General features: G+C 67.6%; 14 protein-coding genes. 2 read left to right on the top strand and 12 right to left on the bottom strand.

All coding sequences use genetic code 11. The features are described from left to right. Positions 1–144 precede the first annotated feature (144 nt). A complete protein-coding gene (locus V7Z98_RS06075) occupies positions 145–633 on the top strand; it encodes a DUF302 domain-containing protein (RefSeq protein WP_334157338.1) in 489 nt (162 codons plus the stop codon). Between the two features lie 95 nt (positions 634–728). Here V7Z98_RS06075 and V7Z98_RS06070 read toward each other — a convergent pair whose 3' ends face one another. Beyond that, on the bottom strand, positions 729–3152 hold the full coding sequence (locus V7Z98_RS06070; RefSeq protein ID WP_334157337.1) for a TonB-dependent receptor: 2424 nt from the start codon (positions 3150–3152) through the stop codon (positions 729–731). Positions 3153–3498: 346 nt separating this feature from the next. Continuing rightward, on the bottom strand, positions 3499–4725 hold the full coding sequence (locus tag V7Z98_RS06065; RefSeq protein WP_334157336.1) for an MFS transporter: 1227 nt from the start codon (positions 4723–4725) through the stop codon (positions 3499–3501). Positions 4726–4834: 109 nt separating this feature from the next. Between V7Z98_RS06065 and V7Z98_RS06060 the strand changes: the two genes are divergently transcribed. Beyond that, complete coding sequence (locus V7Z98_RS06060; RefSeq protein WP_334157335.1) at positions 4835–5617, top strand: AraC family transcriptional regulator; 783 nt, start codon at positions 4835–4837, stop codon at positions 5615–5617. Between the two features lie 101 nt (positions 5618–5718). Here V7Z98_RS06060 and V7Z98_RS06055 read toward each other — a convergent pair whose 3' ends face one another. The 10 genes from V7Z98_RS06055 to V7Z98_RS06010 form a co-directional block, all read right to left on the bottom strand. Next, positions 5719–7029: an adenylosuccinate synthase gene (locus tag V7Z98_RS06055; protein ID WP_293261879.1), complete on the bottom strand. Its 1311-nt coding sequence runs from the start codon at positions 7027–7029 to the stop codon at positions 5719–5721. A gap of 5 nt (positions 7030–7034) precedes the next feature. Next, positions 7035–8189: an ATP phosphoribosyltransferase regulatory subunit gene (locus V7Z98_RS06050; RefSeq protein ID WP_334157334.1), complete on the bottom strand. Its 1155-nt coding sequence runs from the start codon at positions 8187–8189 to the stop codon at positions 7035–7037. Beyond that, positions 8189–8374, bottom strand: a complete 186-nt coding sequence (locus tag V7Z98_RS06045; RefSeq protein WP_293261885.1) for a DUF2065 domain-containing protein — start codon at positions 8372–8374, stop codon at positions 8189–8191. Before V7Z98_RS06045 ends, V7Z98_RS06050 begins: the two co-directional genes overlap by 1 nt. After that, positions 8371–9249: a protease modulator HflC gene (hflC, locus tag V7Z98_RS06040; RefSeq protein WP_293261888.1), complete on the bottom strand. Its 879-nt coding sequence runs from the start codon at positions 9247–9249 to the stop codon at positions 8371–8373. The genes V7Z98_RS06045 and hflC overlap by 4 nt, the downstream gene beginning before the upstream one ends. A gap of 12 nt (positions 9250–9261) precedes the next feature. Beyond that, positions 9262–10512: an FtsH protease activity modulator HflK gene (gene hflK, locus V7Z98_RS06035; protein ID WP_334157333.1), complete on the bottom strand. Its 1251-nt coding sequence runs from the start codon at positions 10510–10512 to the stop codon at positions 9262–9264. Next, positions 10499–11764 carry a GTPase HflX gene (gene hflX / locus V7Z98_RS06030; RefSeq protein WP_293261894.1) on the bottom strand — a complete coding sequence of 422 codons (1266 nt, stop codon included), beginning with the start codon at positions 11762–11764 and terminating at the stop codon, positions 10499–10501. Before hflX ends, hflK begins: the two co-directional genes overlap by 14 nt. Positions 11765–11907: 143 nt before the next feature. After that, positions 11908–12147: an RNA chaperone Hfq gene (gene hfq, locus V7Z98_RS06025; protein ID WP_293261897.1), complete on the bottom strand. Its 240-nt coding sequence runs from the start codon at positions 12145–12147 to the stop codon at positions 11908–11910. Between the two features lie 114 nt (positions 12148–12261). Next, positions 12262–13659: a ribosome biogenesis GTPase Der gene (gene der / locus V7Z98_RS06020; protein ID WP_293261900.1), complete on the bottom strand. Its 1398-nt coding sequence runs from the start codon at positions 13657–13659 to the stop codon at positions 12262–12264. Beyond that, positions 13656–14810, bottom strand: a complete 1155-nt coding sequence (gene bamB, locus V7Z98_RS06015) for an outer membrane protein assembly factor BamB (RefSeq protein WP_334157332.1) — start codon at positions 14808–14810, stop codon at positions 13656–13658. The genes der and bamB overlap by 4 nt, the downstream gene beginning before the upstream one ends. After that, on the bottom strand, positions 14810–15481 hold the full coding sequence (locus tag V7Z98_RS06010; RefSeq protein WP_293261906.1) for a YfgM family protein: 672 nt from the start codon (positions 15479–15481) through the stop codon (positions 14810–14812). Before V7Z98_RS06010 ends, bamB begins: the two co-directional genes overlap by 1 nt. Position 15482 lies beyond the last annotated feature (1 nt).

The raw sequence follows: 15482 nt of genomic DNA, 5'->3' as shown, positions 1-15482 counted from the left end.
CCTCCCGGTTCTTCGCGATTACCTTCTGCTTGGCGGCACCCCTGGTGCCGCCTTTTTTACGTCCGCGCCGTTCTTCCGGATAATGGCCGCTTCCCGCCACCGTTCCCCTGCCTTCCCGCCACGTTCCCGGTCCCCATCGATCCCATGCTCCGCCTTCCCGCCCGCCTGCGCCGCCTCTGCCTGACGCTGCCGTTCGCCGCCACCGCCGCCCTGGCCCAGGGTCCCGAGCTGGTGGCCACGCCCCTGCCCACCGGCGACTACGCCGTGGCCCGGGACGCCCTGGTGGAAGCGGTGGAAGCCAAGGGGCTGGTGCTCGATCCACCCAGCCGCTTCGGCGAGATGCTCAAGCGCACCGGCCCGGACCTGGGCATGGGGGCGCCGGTATATGCCCAGGCCGAGGTGTTCCACTTTTGCAGCGCCCGCATCGCCTGGACCCTGGCCCAGGAAGATCCGCGCAACGCCGCCATGTGCCCACTGTCCATCGCCCTCTACGCCCTGCCCCCCCAGCCCGGCAAGGCGCCGGCGGTGTACGCCACCTACCGTTCGCCGGGGGATGCCACCCCGGGCCAGCGCCAGGCCGAAGCCCTGCTGCGCGCCATCGTCGCCGACATCCAGGCCAACGCCGCGCCCTGAGCCCGAGCGAGGCTGCCGCCGGGGCTGCACCATGCAAAACGGCCCGGGGACATGCAGTCCCCGGGCCGTTTCCGTTGAGGCTCGATGATCGGCAATCACATGAAGCGGTAGCGCACCCCCACCACGTAGGAGCGGGGCGCCCCCGGGGCGACGAAGCGGGCCTCGCCGGAATCCTGGGCGTTCACGTGGGGCTTGAGCAGCTGGCCGTTGGGAAACACGTCCTGGGCAAGCAGGCCGAAGGTCTCGTAGCGCCGGTCGAACAGGTTGTAGACCCCAGCGTAGAACTCCGTGGCCTTTTCCGGCCGGTAGGAGAGGCGCAGGTTGAACAGGGCGTAGCCGGGGATGCCCCAGTCGGCCACCTTGGGGGCCTTGCCCGGCACCGGGTCGGCGCGCAACCCGTCTTCGTTGCCGGCGGTGACGCGTCGGGAATAGGCCACCATGTCCATGCCCACCGTGAATTTGCCGGTGGCCGCCCAGTCGGCGCCGAGCTTGATGGTTTCCCGCGGCAGGCCGGCCATCTGCATGCCCGGCTTGACCTGGATGGTGCGCTCGCCGGCGTTGATGGTGCCGGTGGCGTCGTAGGTGGCTTCCAGGTGGCTGTAGTTGAGGCGCAGGGTGACATCACCGATGCGCTTGCGGGCGCTCAGGTCCACGCCCTGGTAGCGGGTCCGGTCGAAGTTGGCGAAGTAGCCCATCTGGCTCGCCGTGGCGTTCATGAACAGGATGTCGTCATGGTTAAGGGTCTGGTAGACCGACATGGACAGGTAGGCATCGGCCGAGGGCTGCCAGCGGAAGCCGGCTTCCACGGTGCGCGACACCACCTGCTTGAGGTAGGGGTCGGACTGGAGGCCCACCGGCAGGCGGCAGGGCTGGGTCGGGTCGGCGCAGCCCAGCTCGATCACCGTGGGCACCCGGTTGCTCTGGGAGGCGGAGGTGAACAGGGTGACGCCGCCGCCCACCTTCTGGGCCAGGCCGATGGCCGGGTTGAACTTGCGGTAGGTGAAGCTCTCCCGGGGCTGGTCGCCGCCGTTGGGATCGAGCAGGGTGTTGGTCACCCGGGCCTGGTTCCAACGGCCGGACAAGGTCAGGTGGGTGCCGGGAAGCAGCGCCCAGGTGTCGGCCCCATAGACCGCCACGTTCTCGGCGTGGCCGCGAACGCCCGCTTCCATGGTGCGGGGCGAGGTCGGGTCGGCCACCACGCCCCGGTCGGCGGTGAACCAGCCAAGCTGCTCGTAGCGGTAGTAGCTGGAACGGCTGGCGTCGTAAGCCGCCCCAAGGGTCAGGTGGTGGTCCCGGGTTTCCTTGAACAGGTTCACCGTGGCGCCGTAGCTGTCCTGGCTGGCCTGGGTGTCGTTGAGCACCGCGTTGTTGAGGGCGGCGCCCTGGGCCCGGGTGTAGGGGCACTTGGCCGGTTTTTTCGGGGTGCCGTTGGCGTTGAAGCCGTTTTCGCAGTCCTCCACGTAGTCGGCGTATTCGTCGTTGACGTCGCCGTTGGTGCCGCTGCGCCGGCTGCTGCGGCTGTAGACCATGCCCGCCAGCTGGGTTTTGTCGTCGAGCCAGTGGCTGACGTTGAAGGCCACCTGGTTGAGGCGGTTGCGGGTTTCGTCCGGGTAGGAATAGACGGCGCTGCGGCTGTCCTCGTAGAGGCCGTTCTGCAAGCGGCCGTCGGCCCAGCGGTAGCTCGGCACCAGGCCGTTGCCGAGCAGGCGGCTGGAGCCGCCCAGGTAGGTGAGATCCCAGCTGGTGGCGCCCAGAGTACGGCCGATCTTGAAGAAGCCGTTGCCCAGGTCGCTGGGGGAATGGTCGCGCCAGCCGTTTTCGGCGAACAGGGTGCCGGCGGCGAAGGCGTGCCAGCCGTCGCCGCCGCGCCAGCCGTAGCCCAGGTCGAGGCGCTGGCGGTTGTTGCTGCCGTAGGACAGGTCGGCGGTGAAGCCCGGGTGGGTCAGGCCCGACTTGGTGGTGAAGGCCAGGGCGCCGCCCAGGGTGTTGAGGCCGTAGACCGGGTTGGAGCCGGGCACCAGGGTGGTTTCGGCAATGGCCGCCTCGGGCAGCATGTCCCAGTTGACCACGTCGCCGAAGGGCTCGTTGACCCGCACCCCGTCCAGGTAGACCGACAGGCCCTGGGGCGTGCCGAGGATCGACGAGGCGCGGAAGCCGCGGAAGGTGACGTCGGTCTGGAACGGGTTGCCCTGGATGTTGTTGGTGTTCACCCCGGTCAGGTTGCGATCCATGAAGTCCGTCAGGTTGAAGGACAGGGAACGGGCCACGTCGTCACTGGAGGCGGTCTGCACCTCGTAGGGCAGCAGGTCCCGGTCGATGCCCAAGCCGGGCAGGGGCGCGGTGCCGACGATGGTCACCGGCGGGGCTTCGGCCTGATCCGGGGAAGAAACGGCGGAAGCGGTGGCAGAAGCGGCGGCGGAAGAATTCCCGGCGGCGATGGCCGGGTGGGCCAGGGCCTCGGCCACCAGGGCCTCGGCCACCAGGGCGGCGGCAACGATCAGGCGGAAGGCCGGGGGCATCGCGCGTCTCGCCCCGGAGCGGGATGCGGAACGGCGGGATGGCAGGCGGGGGCGCGGTAACGACATGGAGCAGGTCTCCTCTTGGTATAGGTGTCCCCTCCAAGAGGCAAGCTCCATTCCCCCCGACCCGGGAATTCTTCCCGACGTACGCGCCCCATCCTGAGCAAGGGAAGAATGCCCGGTCCCGAGCGGCTTTCCGGCCCCTCGCCTGCTGCCTCGGGCCAGCGGCAGCGGGCCGTTCGCCGCCCGGAAGATTTCCCGCCCGGCCTCCGGCTGTGCCGGATTGGAACAACCGGAGGCCGGCGTGCCGCCTCTGTTCCAGGACGGCACACCGGGTACGCCCGGGTCAGTGCGCCGGCCGGGCCGGCTTGGCCAGGTTGGGCAGGAAGGCGGCGCAGATGCCGAGCAGGGGCAGAAACGAGCACAGCCAGTACACGTATTCGATGCCCCAGGCATCGGCCAGCCGGCCCAGCACCGCGGCGCCGATGCCGCCCATGCCGAAGGCGAAGCCGAAGAACAGGCCCGACACGGTGCCCACCTTGCCCGGGATCAGTTCCTGGGCGAACACCAGGATGGCGGAGAAGGCCGAGGCCATGATGAAGCCGATGATCACCGTCAGCACGCCGGTCCAGAACAGGTTGGCGTAGGGCAGCGCCAGGGTGAAGGGCGCGGCCCCCAGGATCGACGCCCAGATAACCCGCTTGCGCCCGATGCGGTCGCCGATGGGGCCGCCCAGGATGGTGCCGGCGGCGACGGCGAAGAGGAACAGGAACAGGTGCACCTGGGCCGATTGGATCGACAGGCCGAAGCGGCTGATCAGGTAGAAGGTGTAGTAGCTCTGCAAGCTGGTCAGGTAGAAATACTTGGAGAAGATCAGCAGCATCAGCACGCCCATGGCCAGGGCCACGGTGCGGCGCGGCAGGGGCGAAGCCTGGGCCTTGGCGTGGCCCCCCCGGGCCCGTTGCAGGGCCTGCTGGACCCGGTACCAGCGGCCGATCTGCCACAGCACGGCGATGGCCAGCAGGGCCGCCAGGGCGAACCAGGCGACGCTGGCCTGGCCGTTGGGGATGATGATCCAGGCCGCCAGCAGGGGCCCCACGGCGCTGCCGCCGTTGCCGCCCACCTGGAAGATGGACTGGGCCAGGCCGTGGCGCCCGCCCGAGGCCATGCGCGCCACCCGGGACGATTCCGGGTGGAAGATCGACGAGCCGGTGCCCACCAGCATGGCGGCCCCCAGCACGGTGATGAAGTCGGGGGCCACCGCCAGCAGCAGCAGGCCCGCCAGGGTGCAGCCCATGCCCACCGAGAGGGAATGGGGCTTGGGGTGGCGGTCGGTGTACAGCCCCACCAGGGGTTGCAGCAGGGAGGCGGACAACTGGTAGGCCAGGGTGATCAGGCCGATCTGGGCGAAGCTCAGGCCGAAGTTGCCCTTGAGCAGCGGGTAGATGGCCAGGATCAACGACTGGATCATGTCGTTGAGGAAGTGGGCGAAGCTGATCGCCCCGAGCACCCGGAAGCCGGTGCGCTGGGCATCCCCAGCGGCGGCAGCGGGCGTGGCGAGGGTGTTTTCCATGGGGTTGGGGTGCCGGATCAGGCCGGCTTGTTGTGATCGAAGCGGCATCCTAACGGCGAAAAATTCGCCCGTCCTGCGATAATGAGACAACACCTTTCGCGAAACAGACATGACCAGCCACCATTTCGACGACGGCCTGGACCGTAGCGACCTGCCCGTCACCGGACTGGCGGCGGACTACCGCTCCGGCGAGATCACCTGCCGCCATTCCCACCTCAACGCCCAGCTGATCTACGCGGTGGAAGGAGTGATGGTGGTCAACAGCCCGGAGGGCCGCTGGATCGTCCCCCCCACCCGGGCGATCTGGATGCCGGGGGGCACCGAGCACTGGAACCGCATGGTCGGCGGGGTGCGCATGCGCACCGTGTTCATCCGCCCCGATGCGGCCCCCGGCCTGCCCCGGGACTGCTCGGTGATCGGCGTCTCGCCGCTGCTGCGCGAGCTGATCGTCGCCGCGGTGGCGGTGCCCCTGCCCTACTCCGCCGACTCCCGGGACGGCCGGCTGATGCGCCTGCTGCTCGACGAGATCACCCAGATGGACGTGCTGCCCCTGCACTTGCCCACGCCCCGGGACGAGCGCCTGGCCCGGCTGTGCGACGGGTTGCTGGCGGCCCCCGACGACACCACGCCGCTCGGCGACTGGGCCGGCCGGCTGGGGGTGACAGAAAAGACCCTGCAACGCCTGTTCCGCCGCGATACCGGCATGACCTTCGGCGAATGGCGCCAGCAGGCCCGGCTGCTCGAAGGGCTGGAACAGCTGGCCACCGGCAGCAAGATCGTGGACGTGGCCCTGAACCTGGGCTATAGCAGCCCGAGCGCCTTCGCCACCATGTTCAAGCGCCAGTTCGGCGTACCGCCCAGCGCCTATTTCGCCGACGCGGCGGGGGGCTGAGGGGCAGCCTGCTGTCCGCCTTCCGATCCCGTTGGAACAAAGCAAAAGGGCCGACATCTGTCGGCCCTTTTGCTGTCGCGGGGAGCGATCCCCTGTTCCGCTCAACCGTTGAACGGGTGGCGGCGCAGGATCGTCTCTTCCCGGTCGGGACCGGTGGAGATGATGTCGATCGGGGTCTCGGTCAGCGCGGCGATGCGGTCCAGGTAGGCGCGGGCAGCCGCCGGCAGGGCGTCCAGGCTCTTGGCGCCGACGGTGCTCTCGGACCAGCCGGGCATCTCTTCGTAGATCGGCTCGCAGCGGGCGGTTTCCTCGGCGCCCACGGGCAGGATGTCCACCACCTTGCCGTCCAGCTTGTAGCCGGTGCACAGCTTGATGGTTTCGATGCCGTCGAGCACATCGAGCTTGGTGATGCACAGGCCGGACACGCCGTTGATCTGGATGGAGCGCTTCAGCGCGGCGGCGTCGAACCAGCCGCAGCGGCGGGTGCGGCCGGTGACGGTGCCGAACTCGCGGCCCACGGTGGACAGGTGGTGGCCGACGCCGCCTTCCGGCTCCAGCGGCAGTTCGCTGGGGAAGGGGCCGCCGCCGACGCGGGTGGTATAGGCCTTGGTGATGCCCAGCACGTAGTGCAGCATGCCCGGGCCGACGCCGGCGCCGGCCGCAGCCTGGCCGGACACACAGTTGCTGGAGGTGACGAACGGGTAGGTGCCGTGGTCCACGTCGAGCAGGGTGCCCTGGGCGCCTTCGAACAGCAGGTTCTGGCCGGCCTTGTGGGCGGCGTGGATCAGCACCGACACGTCGGCCGCCATGGGCAGGACGCGGGGCGCCAGGGCCAGGGTGTCGTCCAGGACCTTCTGGTAATCCACCGCCTCGGCGTTGTAGTAGCGGGTCAGCATGAAGTTGTGGAAGTCCATCAACTCCTTGAGCTTGTCGGCGAACTGGCCCGGGTTGAACAGGTCGAGCACCTTCAGGGCGCGGCGCGCCACCTTGTCCTCGTAGGCCGGGCCGATGCCCTTGCCGGTGGTGCCGATCTTCTTGTCGGCGCACTTGGCCGCTTCCCGGGCCAGGTCCACGGCGCGGTGGAACGGCAGGATCAGGGGACAGCCGACGCTCACCTTGAGGCGGGAGCGCACATCGATGCCGCCCGCTTCCAGGGTGTCGATTTCCTTGAGCAGGTGCTCGATGTCGAGGACGACGCCGTTGCCGATGTAGCAGGCGACGCCTTCACGGACGATGCCCGAGGGCACCAGGTTGAGCTTGTATTCCTTGTCGCCCACCACCAGGGTGTGGCCGGCGTTGTGGCCGCCCTGAAAGCGGACCACGCCGCTGGCGTTCTCGGTCAGCCAGTCGACAATCTTGCCCTTCCCTTCGTCGCCCCATTGGGTGCCGACGACGACGACGTTCTTAGCCATGTACTTCAGTCCTTCGAGATAGGTTCGAGAATCCAGGAGTCATTGACCCGGGCGATGCGCCGGTCGAAGGCCACGCCTTCCACCGCCGTTTCGCCGGGCAAGAGTTCGATGACGGTTTCGCCCGAGCGGCGTAGAGCCGCCACCGCCGCCGCCAGGCCGGCGTCGTCGCCGGCGTAGGGGGCCAGGATGGCGCCCGCCTGGGGCGCCGTCGGGGCGTAGCGGGCCAGCTCGCGCAGGTCCAGGGAGAAACCGGTGGCCGGGCGGGCCCGGCCGAAGGCGCTGCCGACGCCGTCGTAGCGGCCGCCGTGGGCCACGGCGCTGGGCACCCCGGCGGTATAGACGGCGAACACCACACCATTGTGATAGTGGTAGCCGCGCAAATCCGCCAGGTCGAACGACAGGGGCAGGCCCGGCAGGGTGTCGGCCAGGGTACGCAGGTCGGCCAGGGCGGCGGCGACGGCCGGCAGGTCTGGCAGGATGCGGGCGGCCTCGTCGAGCACCTCGCGGCCGCCGTAGAGGTTGGGCAGGGCCTGCAGGGCGGCGCCGATCTCGGCAGGCAGGCCCTGGACCACGGCGGCCAGGCCCGGCACATCCTTGCTTTGCAGCAGGGAGAACACTTCTTCGGCCCGGTCGCCGGACAGGCGGGCGGCCTCGGCCAGGGCGGTGAAGATGCCGAAGTGGCTGAGGTCGATGCGGGTGGCCGGAACGCCGGCGGTGTCGAGCACCGTGGCGAGCAGGCGAATGATCTCCCGGTCCCCTTCCAGGCCGGCGTAGCCATACAGCTCGGCGCCGAGCTGGATCGGCTCCCGGGTGCCGTGCAGGGAGGCCGGCAGGGTGTGCAGCACACTGTCGCAGTAGCACAGGCGCACCACGCCGTTACGGTTGAGCAGGTGGGCGTCGATGCGCGCCACCTGGGGCGTCATGTCGGCCCGCACCCCCAGGGTGCGCCCGGACAGCTGGTCCACCAGCTTGAAGGTGCGCAGCTTGAGGTCCTGGCCCGAGCCGGTAAGCAGGGATTCCAGGTATTCGAGCAGCGGCGGAATGACAAATTCATATCCATGGACGCGAAAAACGTCCAGCAGGGTGCGGCGCAGGCGCTCGATGCGGGCCGCCTCGGCGGGCAGCGCATCGGCCAGGTGTTCGGGGAGAAGCCAGTTCATCAACGGAAGACCATCAACAGCATCAGCCCGGCCAGCATGACGGTCAGGCCGATGAAGCGGATCTGACCGTCGTTGAGCTGGACGAGGCGGGAAAAGGTGTCTTTCCAGGCCTTGGGGGCGAGGAAAGGGAGCACGCCTTCGAGCACCAGCATCAGCGCGAAGGCGAGCAGCAGGTTTTCACTCATTTACCGCCCTTGCCTACGTTCTTCATGTACTTGAAGAAGTCGGAGGACGGGTCCACCACCAGCACGTCGCTCTTGCTCTTGAAGCTGTTGCGATAGGCGTCGAGGCTGCGGTAGAAGGCGTAGAACTCAGGATTCTGGCCGAAGGCCTGGGCGTAGATGGCGGAGGCTTTGCCGTCGCCCTCGCCCTTGACCACCTGGGCATCCCGGTAGGCTTCGGCAATGATCACTTCGCGCTGCTTGTCGGCGTCGGCGCGGATCTTCTCGGCCTCGGCGGCGCCCTGGGAGCGCAGCTCGTTGGCGACCCGCTTGCGCTCGGCCTCCATGCGGCGGTAGACCGATTCGGACACTTCGAGGGGCAGCTCGACGCGCTTCAGGCGCACGTCCACGATCTGCACGCCGATCTTGCGCGCATCCAGGTCGGCTTTGACGCGCATGTCTTCCATGATCTTGTCGCGGCCGCCGGACACCACGTCGTGCACCGTGCGCTTGCCGAACTCCTCGCGCAGACCGGCGTTCACCGTCTGGGAAAGCCGGGTACGGGCGCGGGATTCGTCGCCGCCCACCGAGATGTAGTAGAGCTTGGGATCGACGATGCGCCACTTGACGAAGGAATCGACCAGGACGTTCTTCTTCTCGGAGGTGATGAAGCGTTCCGGCTCGTTGGAGTCCAGGGTCAGGATGCGGCGGTCGAAGTAGCGCACGTTCTGAATGAACGGCCACTTCAGCTTGATGCCGGGCTCGGTGATGATCTGCTTGACTTCGCCGAGCTGGAAGACCACGGCGTACTGACGCTGATCCACGGTGAACAGGCACATGGCCAGCACGGCGAGAGCGAGGGCGGCGATGCCACCAAGGAGGCTGAGGTTTCTTTTCATGGCGTCGTCCCCTTACCGGGCTTCCCGGTCGCGGGACCGGAGGGAATCGCGGTTGCGGTAGTCGGACTGCTTTTCCACTTGGGGCGGCACGTCATTGGGAATGACCGTGGGCGCGGCGCTGCGCGGGGCGGACTCGGCAGGAGCGGCACCGCCCTGTGTCGGCGCAACGGCGCCGGTAGCCTGCATCAGCTTGTCCAGGGGCAGGTAGAGCAGGTTGCCCTGGCCCCGGGCGTCCACCATCACCTTGCTGGTGTTGGAGAAGATTTGCTGCATGGTATCCAGGTAGAGACGCTGGCGGGTCACTTCGGGGGCCTTGGCGTACTCGGTGACCACCTGCTTGAAGCGGGAGGCGTCACCCTCGGCCTGGGCGATCACGCGCTGCTTGTAGCCGGTGGCCTCGGCAAGCAGGCGGGCCGCCGTGCCCTTGGCCTTGGGGATCACGTCGTTGGCGTAGGCCTGGCCTTCGTTCTTCTGCCGCTCCCGGTCCTGGCCGGCCTTGACCGCATCGTCGAAGGCAGCCTGCACCTGCTCGGGCGGCTGGGCGTTCTGCAAGGTGACCTTGGAGATCAGCACGCCGGTCTTGTAGCGATCCAGGATGTCCTGCATCAGCTTCTGGGCCTGGGCGGCGACCTGCTCGCGGCCTTCGTAGAGGACAAAGTCCATCTGGCTCTTGCCGACGATTTCGCGCATGGCGGTTTCGGCGGCCTGCATCACCGCGTCGTCCGGACCTCGGTTGTTGAATAGGTATTCGACCGGGTCCTTGAGGATGTACTGCACCGCGAACTGGATGTTGATGATGTTCTCATCGTCGGTGAGCATCAGTGCTTCCTTGAGCACCTTGTTCTTCTCGCTACCCCGGTAGCCGACCTCGACGGTGCGTACGCCGGTCAGGTTGACCACTTCGTGGGACTCGATCGGGTAAGGCAGGCGCCAGCGCAGGCCCGGCTCGGTGGTTTCCTTGAAACGGCCGAACTGCAGCACCACGCCGCGCTGGGAGGCATCGACGATGTAGAAGCCGCTGGCCAGCCAGGCGAGCAGCACCAGGCCCGCGACGACGCCGATACCGCCACCGAACAGCTTGGGATTCATTTCGGGCATGCCGCCATTACCGCCCCGACCGCCATCGCCACCGCCCTTCTTGCCGAAAATGCCGGAAAGCTTGCGGTTGAAATCGCGCCACACTTCTTCCAGGTCCGGCGGCCCCCCTTGCGGGCGGCGGCCGTCGTTGCCCCCGCGACCCCACTGGGGGTCATTGAGGGACATGAGCAGTCCGATGGTCGAAATCATAGGGTTCGTTCAGGTTGGTAGAGCGGTCAGAGGGAGGAGCCAACTCCGCACTGTCGCCGCTGTCGCGGGAAGGCGGGAGGCTCGCTGCGGGTTCTGCCTGGAAAGCATCATCCACCGGAGGCGGAGCGGCATGGCGGGTTTTATCCCGGGCAATCTCGGCCAGGGCGTCGCGCAACAGATCGAGCCCCGCGCCAGTCCTGGCGCTGATACGAACGCGGCGGATTCTACCATACTCGTCCCGCTCGACTGCCGCGGGCAGGCTGGTCAGATCGGCCTTGTTGAGCACCAGCACCTGGGGCACCGCCGCGGCACCGATCTCGTTCAGGACCTTGTTCACTTCGGCGATCTGCTCGTCCCGGGCCGGGGAGGCGCTGTCCACCACGTGCAGCAGCAGGTCGGCCTGGGCCGTGGCCTCCAGGGTGGCCTGGAAGGCCGCCACCAGGGAGTGGGGCAAATCGCGGATGAAGCCCACCGTGTCGGACACCACCACCTGCCCCACCTCGGACAGCCACACCTTGCGAGAGGTGGTGTCCAGAGTGGCGAACAGCTGGTCGGCGGCGTACACCCCGGCCTTGGTCAGGGCGTTGAACAGGGTGGATTTTCCGGCATTGGTGTAGCCCACCAGGGAGACGTTGAGCTGGTCGCCGCGCATCCGCGCCTTGCGCTGCACGCCGCGCTGGCGCGACAGTTTGGCCAGGCGCTCCTTGAGTGCCTTGACCCGGATACCGAGCAGGCGGCGGTCGGTTTCCAGTTGGGTTTCGCCGGGGCCGCGCAGGCCAATGCCGCCGCGCTGGCGCTCCAGGTGGGTCCAGCCGCGCACCAGGCGGGTGGACAGGTGTTCGAGTTGGGCCAGCTCGACCTGTAGCTTGCCCTCGGCGCTCTGGGCGCGCAGGGCGAAGATGTCCAGGATCAGGCTGGTGCGGTCCACCACCCGGCACTTCAGCTCCCGCTCCAGGTTGCGTTGCTGACCCGGAGAAAGCTCGTGGTTGAAGACCACCAGGTCGGCCTGGGCGGCGCGCATGGCGGCGCCGATTTCCTCGACCTTGCCCTTGCCCGCGAACATGGCGGGATCGGGGGACTGGCGGCGCCCGGTGACCTCGGCGACGACCTGGCCGCCGGCGGATTCGATGAGGAGGCGGACCTCCTCCATGTCTTCCTGTATGTCGCGGCGGCCGAAGTCGAGTTGGACGACAACGGCGCGCTCGCCGGCGGAAGGACGTTCAAACATGGTGTTCTCAGTAGGCGCGGATGCGGAAAAGGAAAAACTCGGCTGCCTTGCCGCAGCGAAAACCGCCACGGCACCGCACGCGCCCCGTCAGACGACGCGGCCGGCAGAGCCGGCCGCGCAGGTGTCTTGCCAGGCAGGATCGATCAGGAATCCTGAGACTGTTCGTGCTGAAGGTTGACCGGGCGGGCGGGAACCACGGTGGAGATGGCATGCTTATAGACCATCTGGGTAACCGTGTTCTTGAGCAGCACCACATACTGATCGAAGGACTCGATCTGGCCCTGCAGCTTGATGCCATTGACCAAATAGATCGAAACCGGGACATGCTCCCGGCGCAGGGTGTTGAGGAACGGGTCTTGTAAAAGTTGCCCTTTATTGCTCATGGTCTTGGCTCCATGGGTTAGTTGTTTTAAAAATATGAGTAAAGCTTAAAGGGATTTGGCGTAACCGCCAACGGAATTCCTGTAACGAAACACGACGCGGCGTTCCCTCCCCCTTCAGGAAGTCTTGCCGAAACGCCGCTCCTGCTTCTTCTTGAAGGTGTCGCGCTTGCTTTCCAGGCGCCGCTTCGGCTCTTCGTCCACGTACGGGTTGTGGGTCACGTTGAACTGGATGCGCAGCGGCGTGCCCTCCAATTTGAACGCATCCCGATAAGTCCGTTCCAGGTAACGCTTGTAACTGTCGGAAATATGATCCAGGGCATTGCCGTGGACCACCACCACCGGCGGGTTGGAACCGCCCTGGTGGGCGTAGCGGGGCTTGGGGCGGAACAGGCCGTGGCGCGGCGGGGCCTGCTTGGCCACGGCGTCGATCAGCACCCGGGTCAGTTGCGGGGTGGACAGCTTGATCATGGCGGCGTTGTAGGCGCCGTCCACCGACTTGAGCAGATCGCCCAGCCCCTGGCTCTTGAGGGCCGAAATGGGGTGGAAGCGGGCGAAGTCGAGGAACTTCAGCTTGTCGAGCAGCCGGGTCTTCACCTGGTCCCGCTCGTAGGCGCTCATGCCGTCCCACTTGTTGATGGCCACCACCAGGGCCCGCCCGGATTCGACGATGAAGCCGGCGATGTGGGCGTCCTGGTCGGAGATGTCGGCCTGGGCGTCGAGCACCAGCACCACCACGTTGGCGTCCTCGATGGACTGGAGCGTCTTCACCACCGAGAACTTCTCGATGGCCTCGAACACCTTGCCCTTGCGGCGCAGGCCCGCCGTATCGATCAGCGTGTATTTGCGGCCGTTGCGCTCGAAATCGACGAAGATCGAATCCCGGGTGGTCCCGGGCATGTCGAAGGCGATGACCCGCTCTTCGCCGATCAGGGCGTTGATCAGGGTGGACTTGCCCACGTTGGGACGGCCGACGATGGCTACCCGGGGATGGCGGTCCCTGGCCTCTTCCTCGCTGGGTTCCGGATAGGGTTCCAGGGCCAGGTCCACCAGACCCTTGACGCCTTCACCATGGGAGGCGGAAATGGCCCAGGGCTCGCCCAGGCCCAGTTCATGGAAGTCGGCGCTGGTGACGCCCTTGTCCATGCCCTCGGTCTTGTTCACCGCCACGAATACCGGCCGATCGTGGCGGCGCAGCTTGTTGGCGATGTCCTTGTCGTGGGCGGTGATGCCCTGGCGGCCGTCCACGACGAAGATCACCACGTCGGCCTCGGCGATGGCCTGCTCGGTCTGGCGCGCCATCTCGTGCAGGATGCCTTCCTTGGCCAGGGGCTCGAAGCCCCCGGTATCCACCACCAGAAAAGGCTTGACGCCGACCTTGCCGTGACCGTAGTGACGGTCCCGGGTCAGGCCGGGCAGATCCGCCACCAGGGCGTCCCGGGTCTTGGTCAGGCGGTTGAACAGGGTGGACTTGCCCACGTTGGGGCGCCCCACCAGGACGACGGTAGGTTTCATTGCAGATCCAGGGCGAACACCCCGCCCTTCTGGGTTTCCACGACGAACCCGGCGCCCTGGGGCACCAGGGGGGCGGTCACCGGGCTGCCGTCGGTGGCGCTGCGACCGATGAAGGCACCGGTATCCCGGTTGAGCACGTGGACGCGCCCTTCCAGGTCCGCCGTCACGACCACGCCGCGCCGCACCAGGGGCGTCGTCAGCTGACGGTTGGACAGCTTGTCCTGCTTCCACACCGAGGAACCGCTGAAGCGGTCGAAGGCCTGGATAGTGCCCTTGTCGTCCACGGCATAGACCTGACGGTTGTCGATGGCCAGGCCGGCGGTGGAAGAAAAGTCCCGGGCCCACAGGGAGTTGCCGGTTTGCAGGTCGAAGCAGGCGATGCGGCCCTGGTAGGCCACGGCGCAAATCTGGTTGCCTTCCAGCACGGGGCCGGCCACCACGTCGGCGATGCGGTCGAGTTCGGTGGTGCCCTTGGGCAGGGCCACGGTGCCTTCCCACAGGGCGGCGCCGTTGTTGCTGGCCACGGCCACCAGCTTGCCGCCGGGGAAGCCGGAGAAGACGTAGCGGTCCACCACCAGCACCGGCGCGGTGGAGCGCAGGGCCAGGGGCGGGGTCTGGCGCTGGTAGGTCCACTTCTTGCGGCCGTCGGCCGGGTCGAAGGCGAACAGGCGGTAGTCGCTGCCCTTTACCACCACCAAGTCGCTGGTGACGGCGGGGGGCGCCAGCACTTCGCTGCCGGCCTTGGCGCGCCACAGCACCTTGCCGTCGTCGGCGGACAGGGCGATTACGTCACCCTTGGAGGTGGCGACCACCACCAGCTTGCCGTCGCTGCCGACACCGGCGGAGAGCTTCTGGTCCACGTCGGTCTTCCACAGCCGCTTGCCGTCCTCAAAGGCGGCAACGACGCCGTTGCGTCCGGCGGCGAAGACCTTCTGGCCGGCCACGGCCGGGGTGAACACGTAGCCCTCGGCCTTGGGTACGGACTCGGACCACAGGGTCTTGACGTCCACGCTGGCCTGGATGGGCTTGAGCTCGGCGACCTTGATCTTGTCGCCGCTGGAGAAGGGATTGAGGCTGGAGCAGCCGGTCAGGCCCGCCAGCAGCGTGACCAGGACCAGCGGAGCAGCGGAAATACGGTAATGGCGGCGCATCAGGCCCCTCCCAGCGCGTCGAGTTTCTGTTGCAGGAGATCCTTGTAGGGACCAGCGGCCTGGGCGGCCACGCTGCTGCCCTCCCCTGCCTTTTCGGCGCCCAGCTTGGCCAGGGCGTCCTGGTAGGCGCTACGTGCCTCGGCGGACTTGCCCTGGGCCAGCAGCACGTCGCCCTTGAGTTCAGCGAAGCGGGCGGCAAAGCCTTCGGCGGGAGCGGGCTCCAGGGCCTTGAGGGCCTCGTCGTAGGCCTTGTCGTCGAGCAGCACCGCCGCCAGGCGCAGGCGCGCCACGTCGCGCAGTTCGCTGCTGCCGTGCTCGCTGGCCCAGGTCAGCTGGGCCCGGGCGGACTTCAGGTCGCCGGAATCGAACAGCATCTTGCCGGCCACCAGGGCGCCCATGGGCGCGTAGCCCGTGCCGCTGTACTTTTCGACCAGCTCGCCGGCAGCCGCCTTGACCTTGGCGCTGTCCTTGGCTTCCGCGGCCTGGGCCAGTACGCCGTAGATGGCTGAGGCTTCGGCGGCCTGCCTGTTCTGGTAGCCCTGCCAGCCGAAATAGCCGCCCACACCCACCGCGGCCACCACGACGGCGCCGGTGATCAGGTTGCCGTACTGCTGCCAGAAGGCCTTGGCATTGGCGATCTGCTCTTGTTCTTCAAGGTCGTAGGCTGCCATG

Source organism: Oryzomicrobium sp. (genome assembly GCF_036820405.1).
GTDB lineage: Bacteria > Pseudomonadota > Gammaproteobacteria > Burkholderiales > Rhodocyclaceae > Oryzomicrobium.
This window is presented reverse-complemented; position numbering and strand designations above follow the sequence as displayed.

Coding starts and splice junctions, on each gene's coding strand:
- hflK (WP_334157333.1), bottom strand. CDS start 10,512: ATGTCCCTCAATGACCCCCAGTGGGGTCGCGGGGGCAACGACGGCCGC.
- V7Z98_RS06050 (WP_334157334.1), bottom strand. CDS start 8,189: ATGAACTGGCTTCTCCCCGAACACCTGGCCGATGCGCTGCCCGCCGAG.
- hflX (WP_293261894.1), bottom strand. CDS start 11,764: ATGTTTGAACGTCCTTCCGCCGGCGAGCGCGCCGTTGTCGTCCAACTC.
- V7Z98_RS06075 (WP_334157338.1), top strand. CDS start 145: ATGCTCCGCCTTCCCGCCCGCCTGCGCCGCCTCTGCCTGACGCTGCCG.
- V7Z98_RS06065 (WP_334157336.1), bottom strand. CDS start 4,725: ATGGAAAACACCCTCGCCACGCCCGCTGCCGCCGCTGGGGATGCCCAG.
- V7Z98_RS06055 (WP_293261879.1), bottom strand. CDS start 7,029: ATGGCTAAGAACGTCGTCGTCGTCGGCACCCAATGGGGCGACGAAGGG.
- V7Z98_RS06010 (WP_293261906.1), bottom strand. CDS start 15,481: ATGGCAGCCTACGACCTTGAAGAACAAGAGCAGATCGCCAATGCCAAG.
- bamB (WP_334157332.1), bottom strand. CDS start 14,810: ATGCGCCGCCATTACCGTATTTCCGCTGCTCCGCTGGTCCTGGTCACG.
- der (WP_293261900.1), bottom strand. CDS start 13,659: ATGAAACCTACCGTCGTCCTGGTGGGGCGCCCCAACGTGGGCAAGTCC.
- hflC (WP_293261888.1), bottom strand. CDS start 9,249: ATGAAAAGAAACCTCAGCCTCCTTGGTGGCATCGCCGCCCTCGCTCTC.
- V7Z98_RS06060 (WP_334157335.1), top strand. CDS start 4,835: ATGACCAGCCACCATTTCGACGACGGCCTGGACCGTAGCGACCTGCCC.
- V7Z98_RS06070 (WP_334157337.1), bottom strand. CDS start 3,152: ATGCCCCCGGCCTTCCGCCTGATCGTTGCCGCCGCCCTGGTGGCCGAG.
- hfq (WP_293261897.1), bottom strand. CDS start 12,147: ATGAGCAATAAAGGGCAACTTTTACAAGACCCGTTCCTCAACACCCTG.
- V7Z98_RS06045 (WP_293261885.1), bottom strand. CDS start 8,374: ATGAGTGAAAACCTGCTGCTCGCCTTCGCGCTGATGCTGGTGCTCGAA.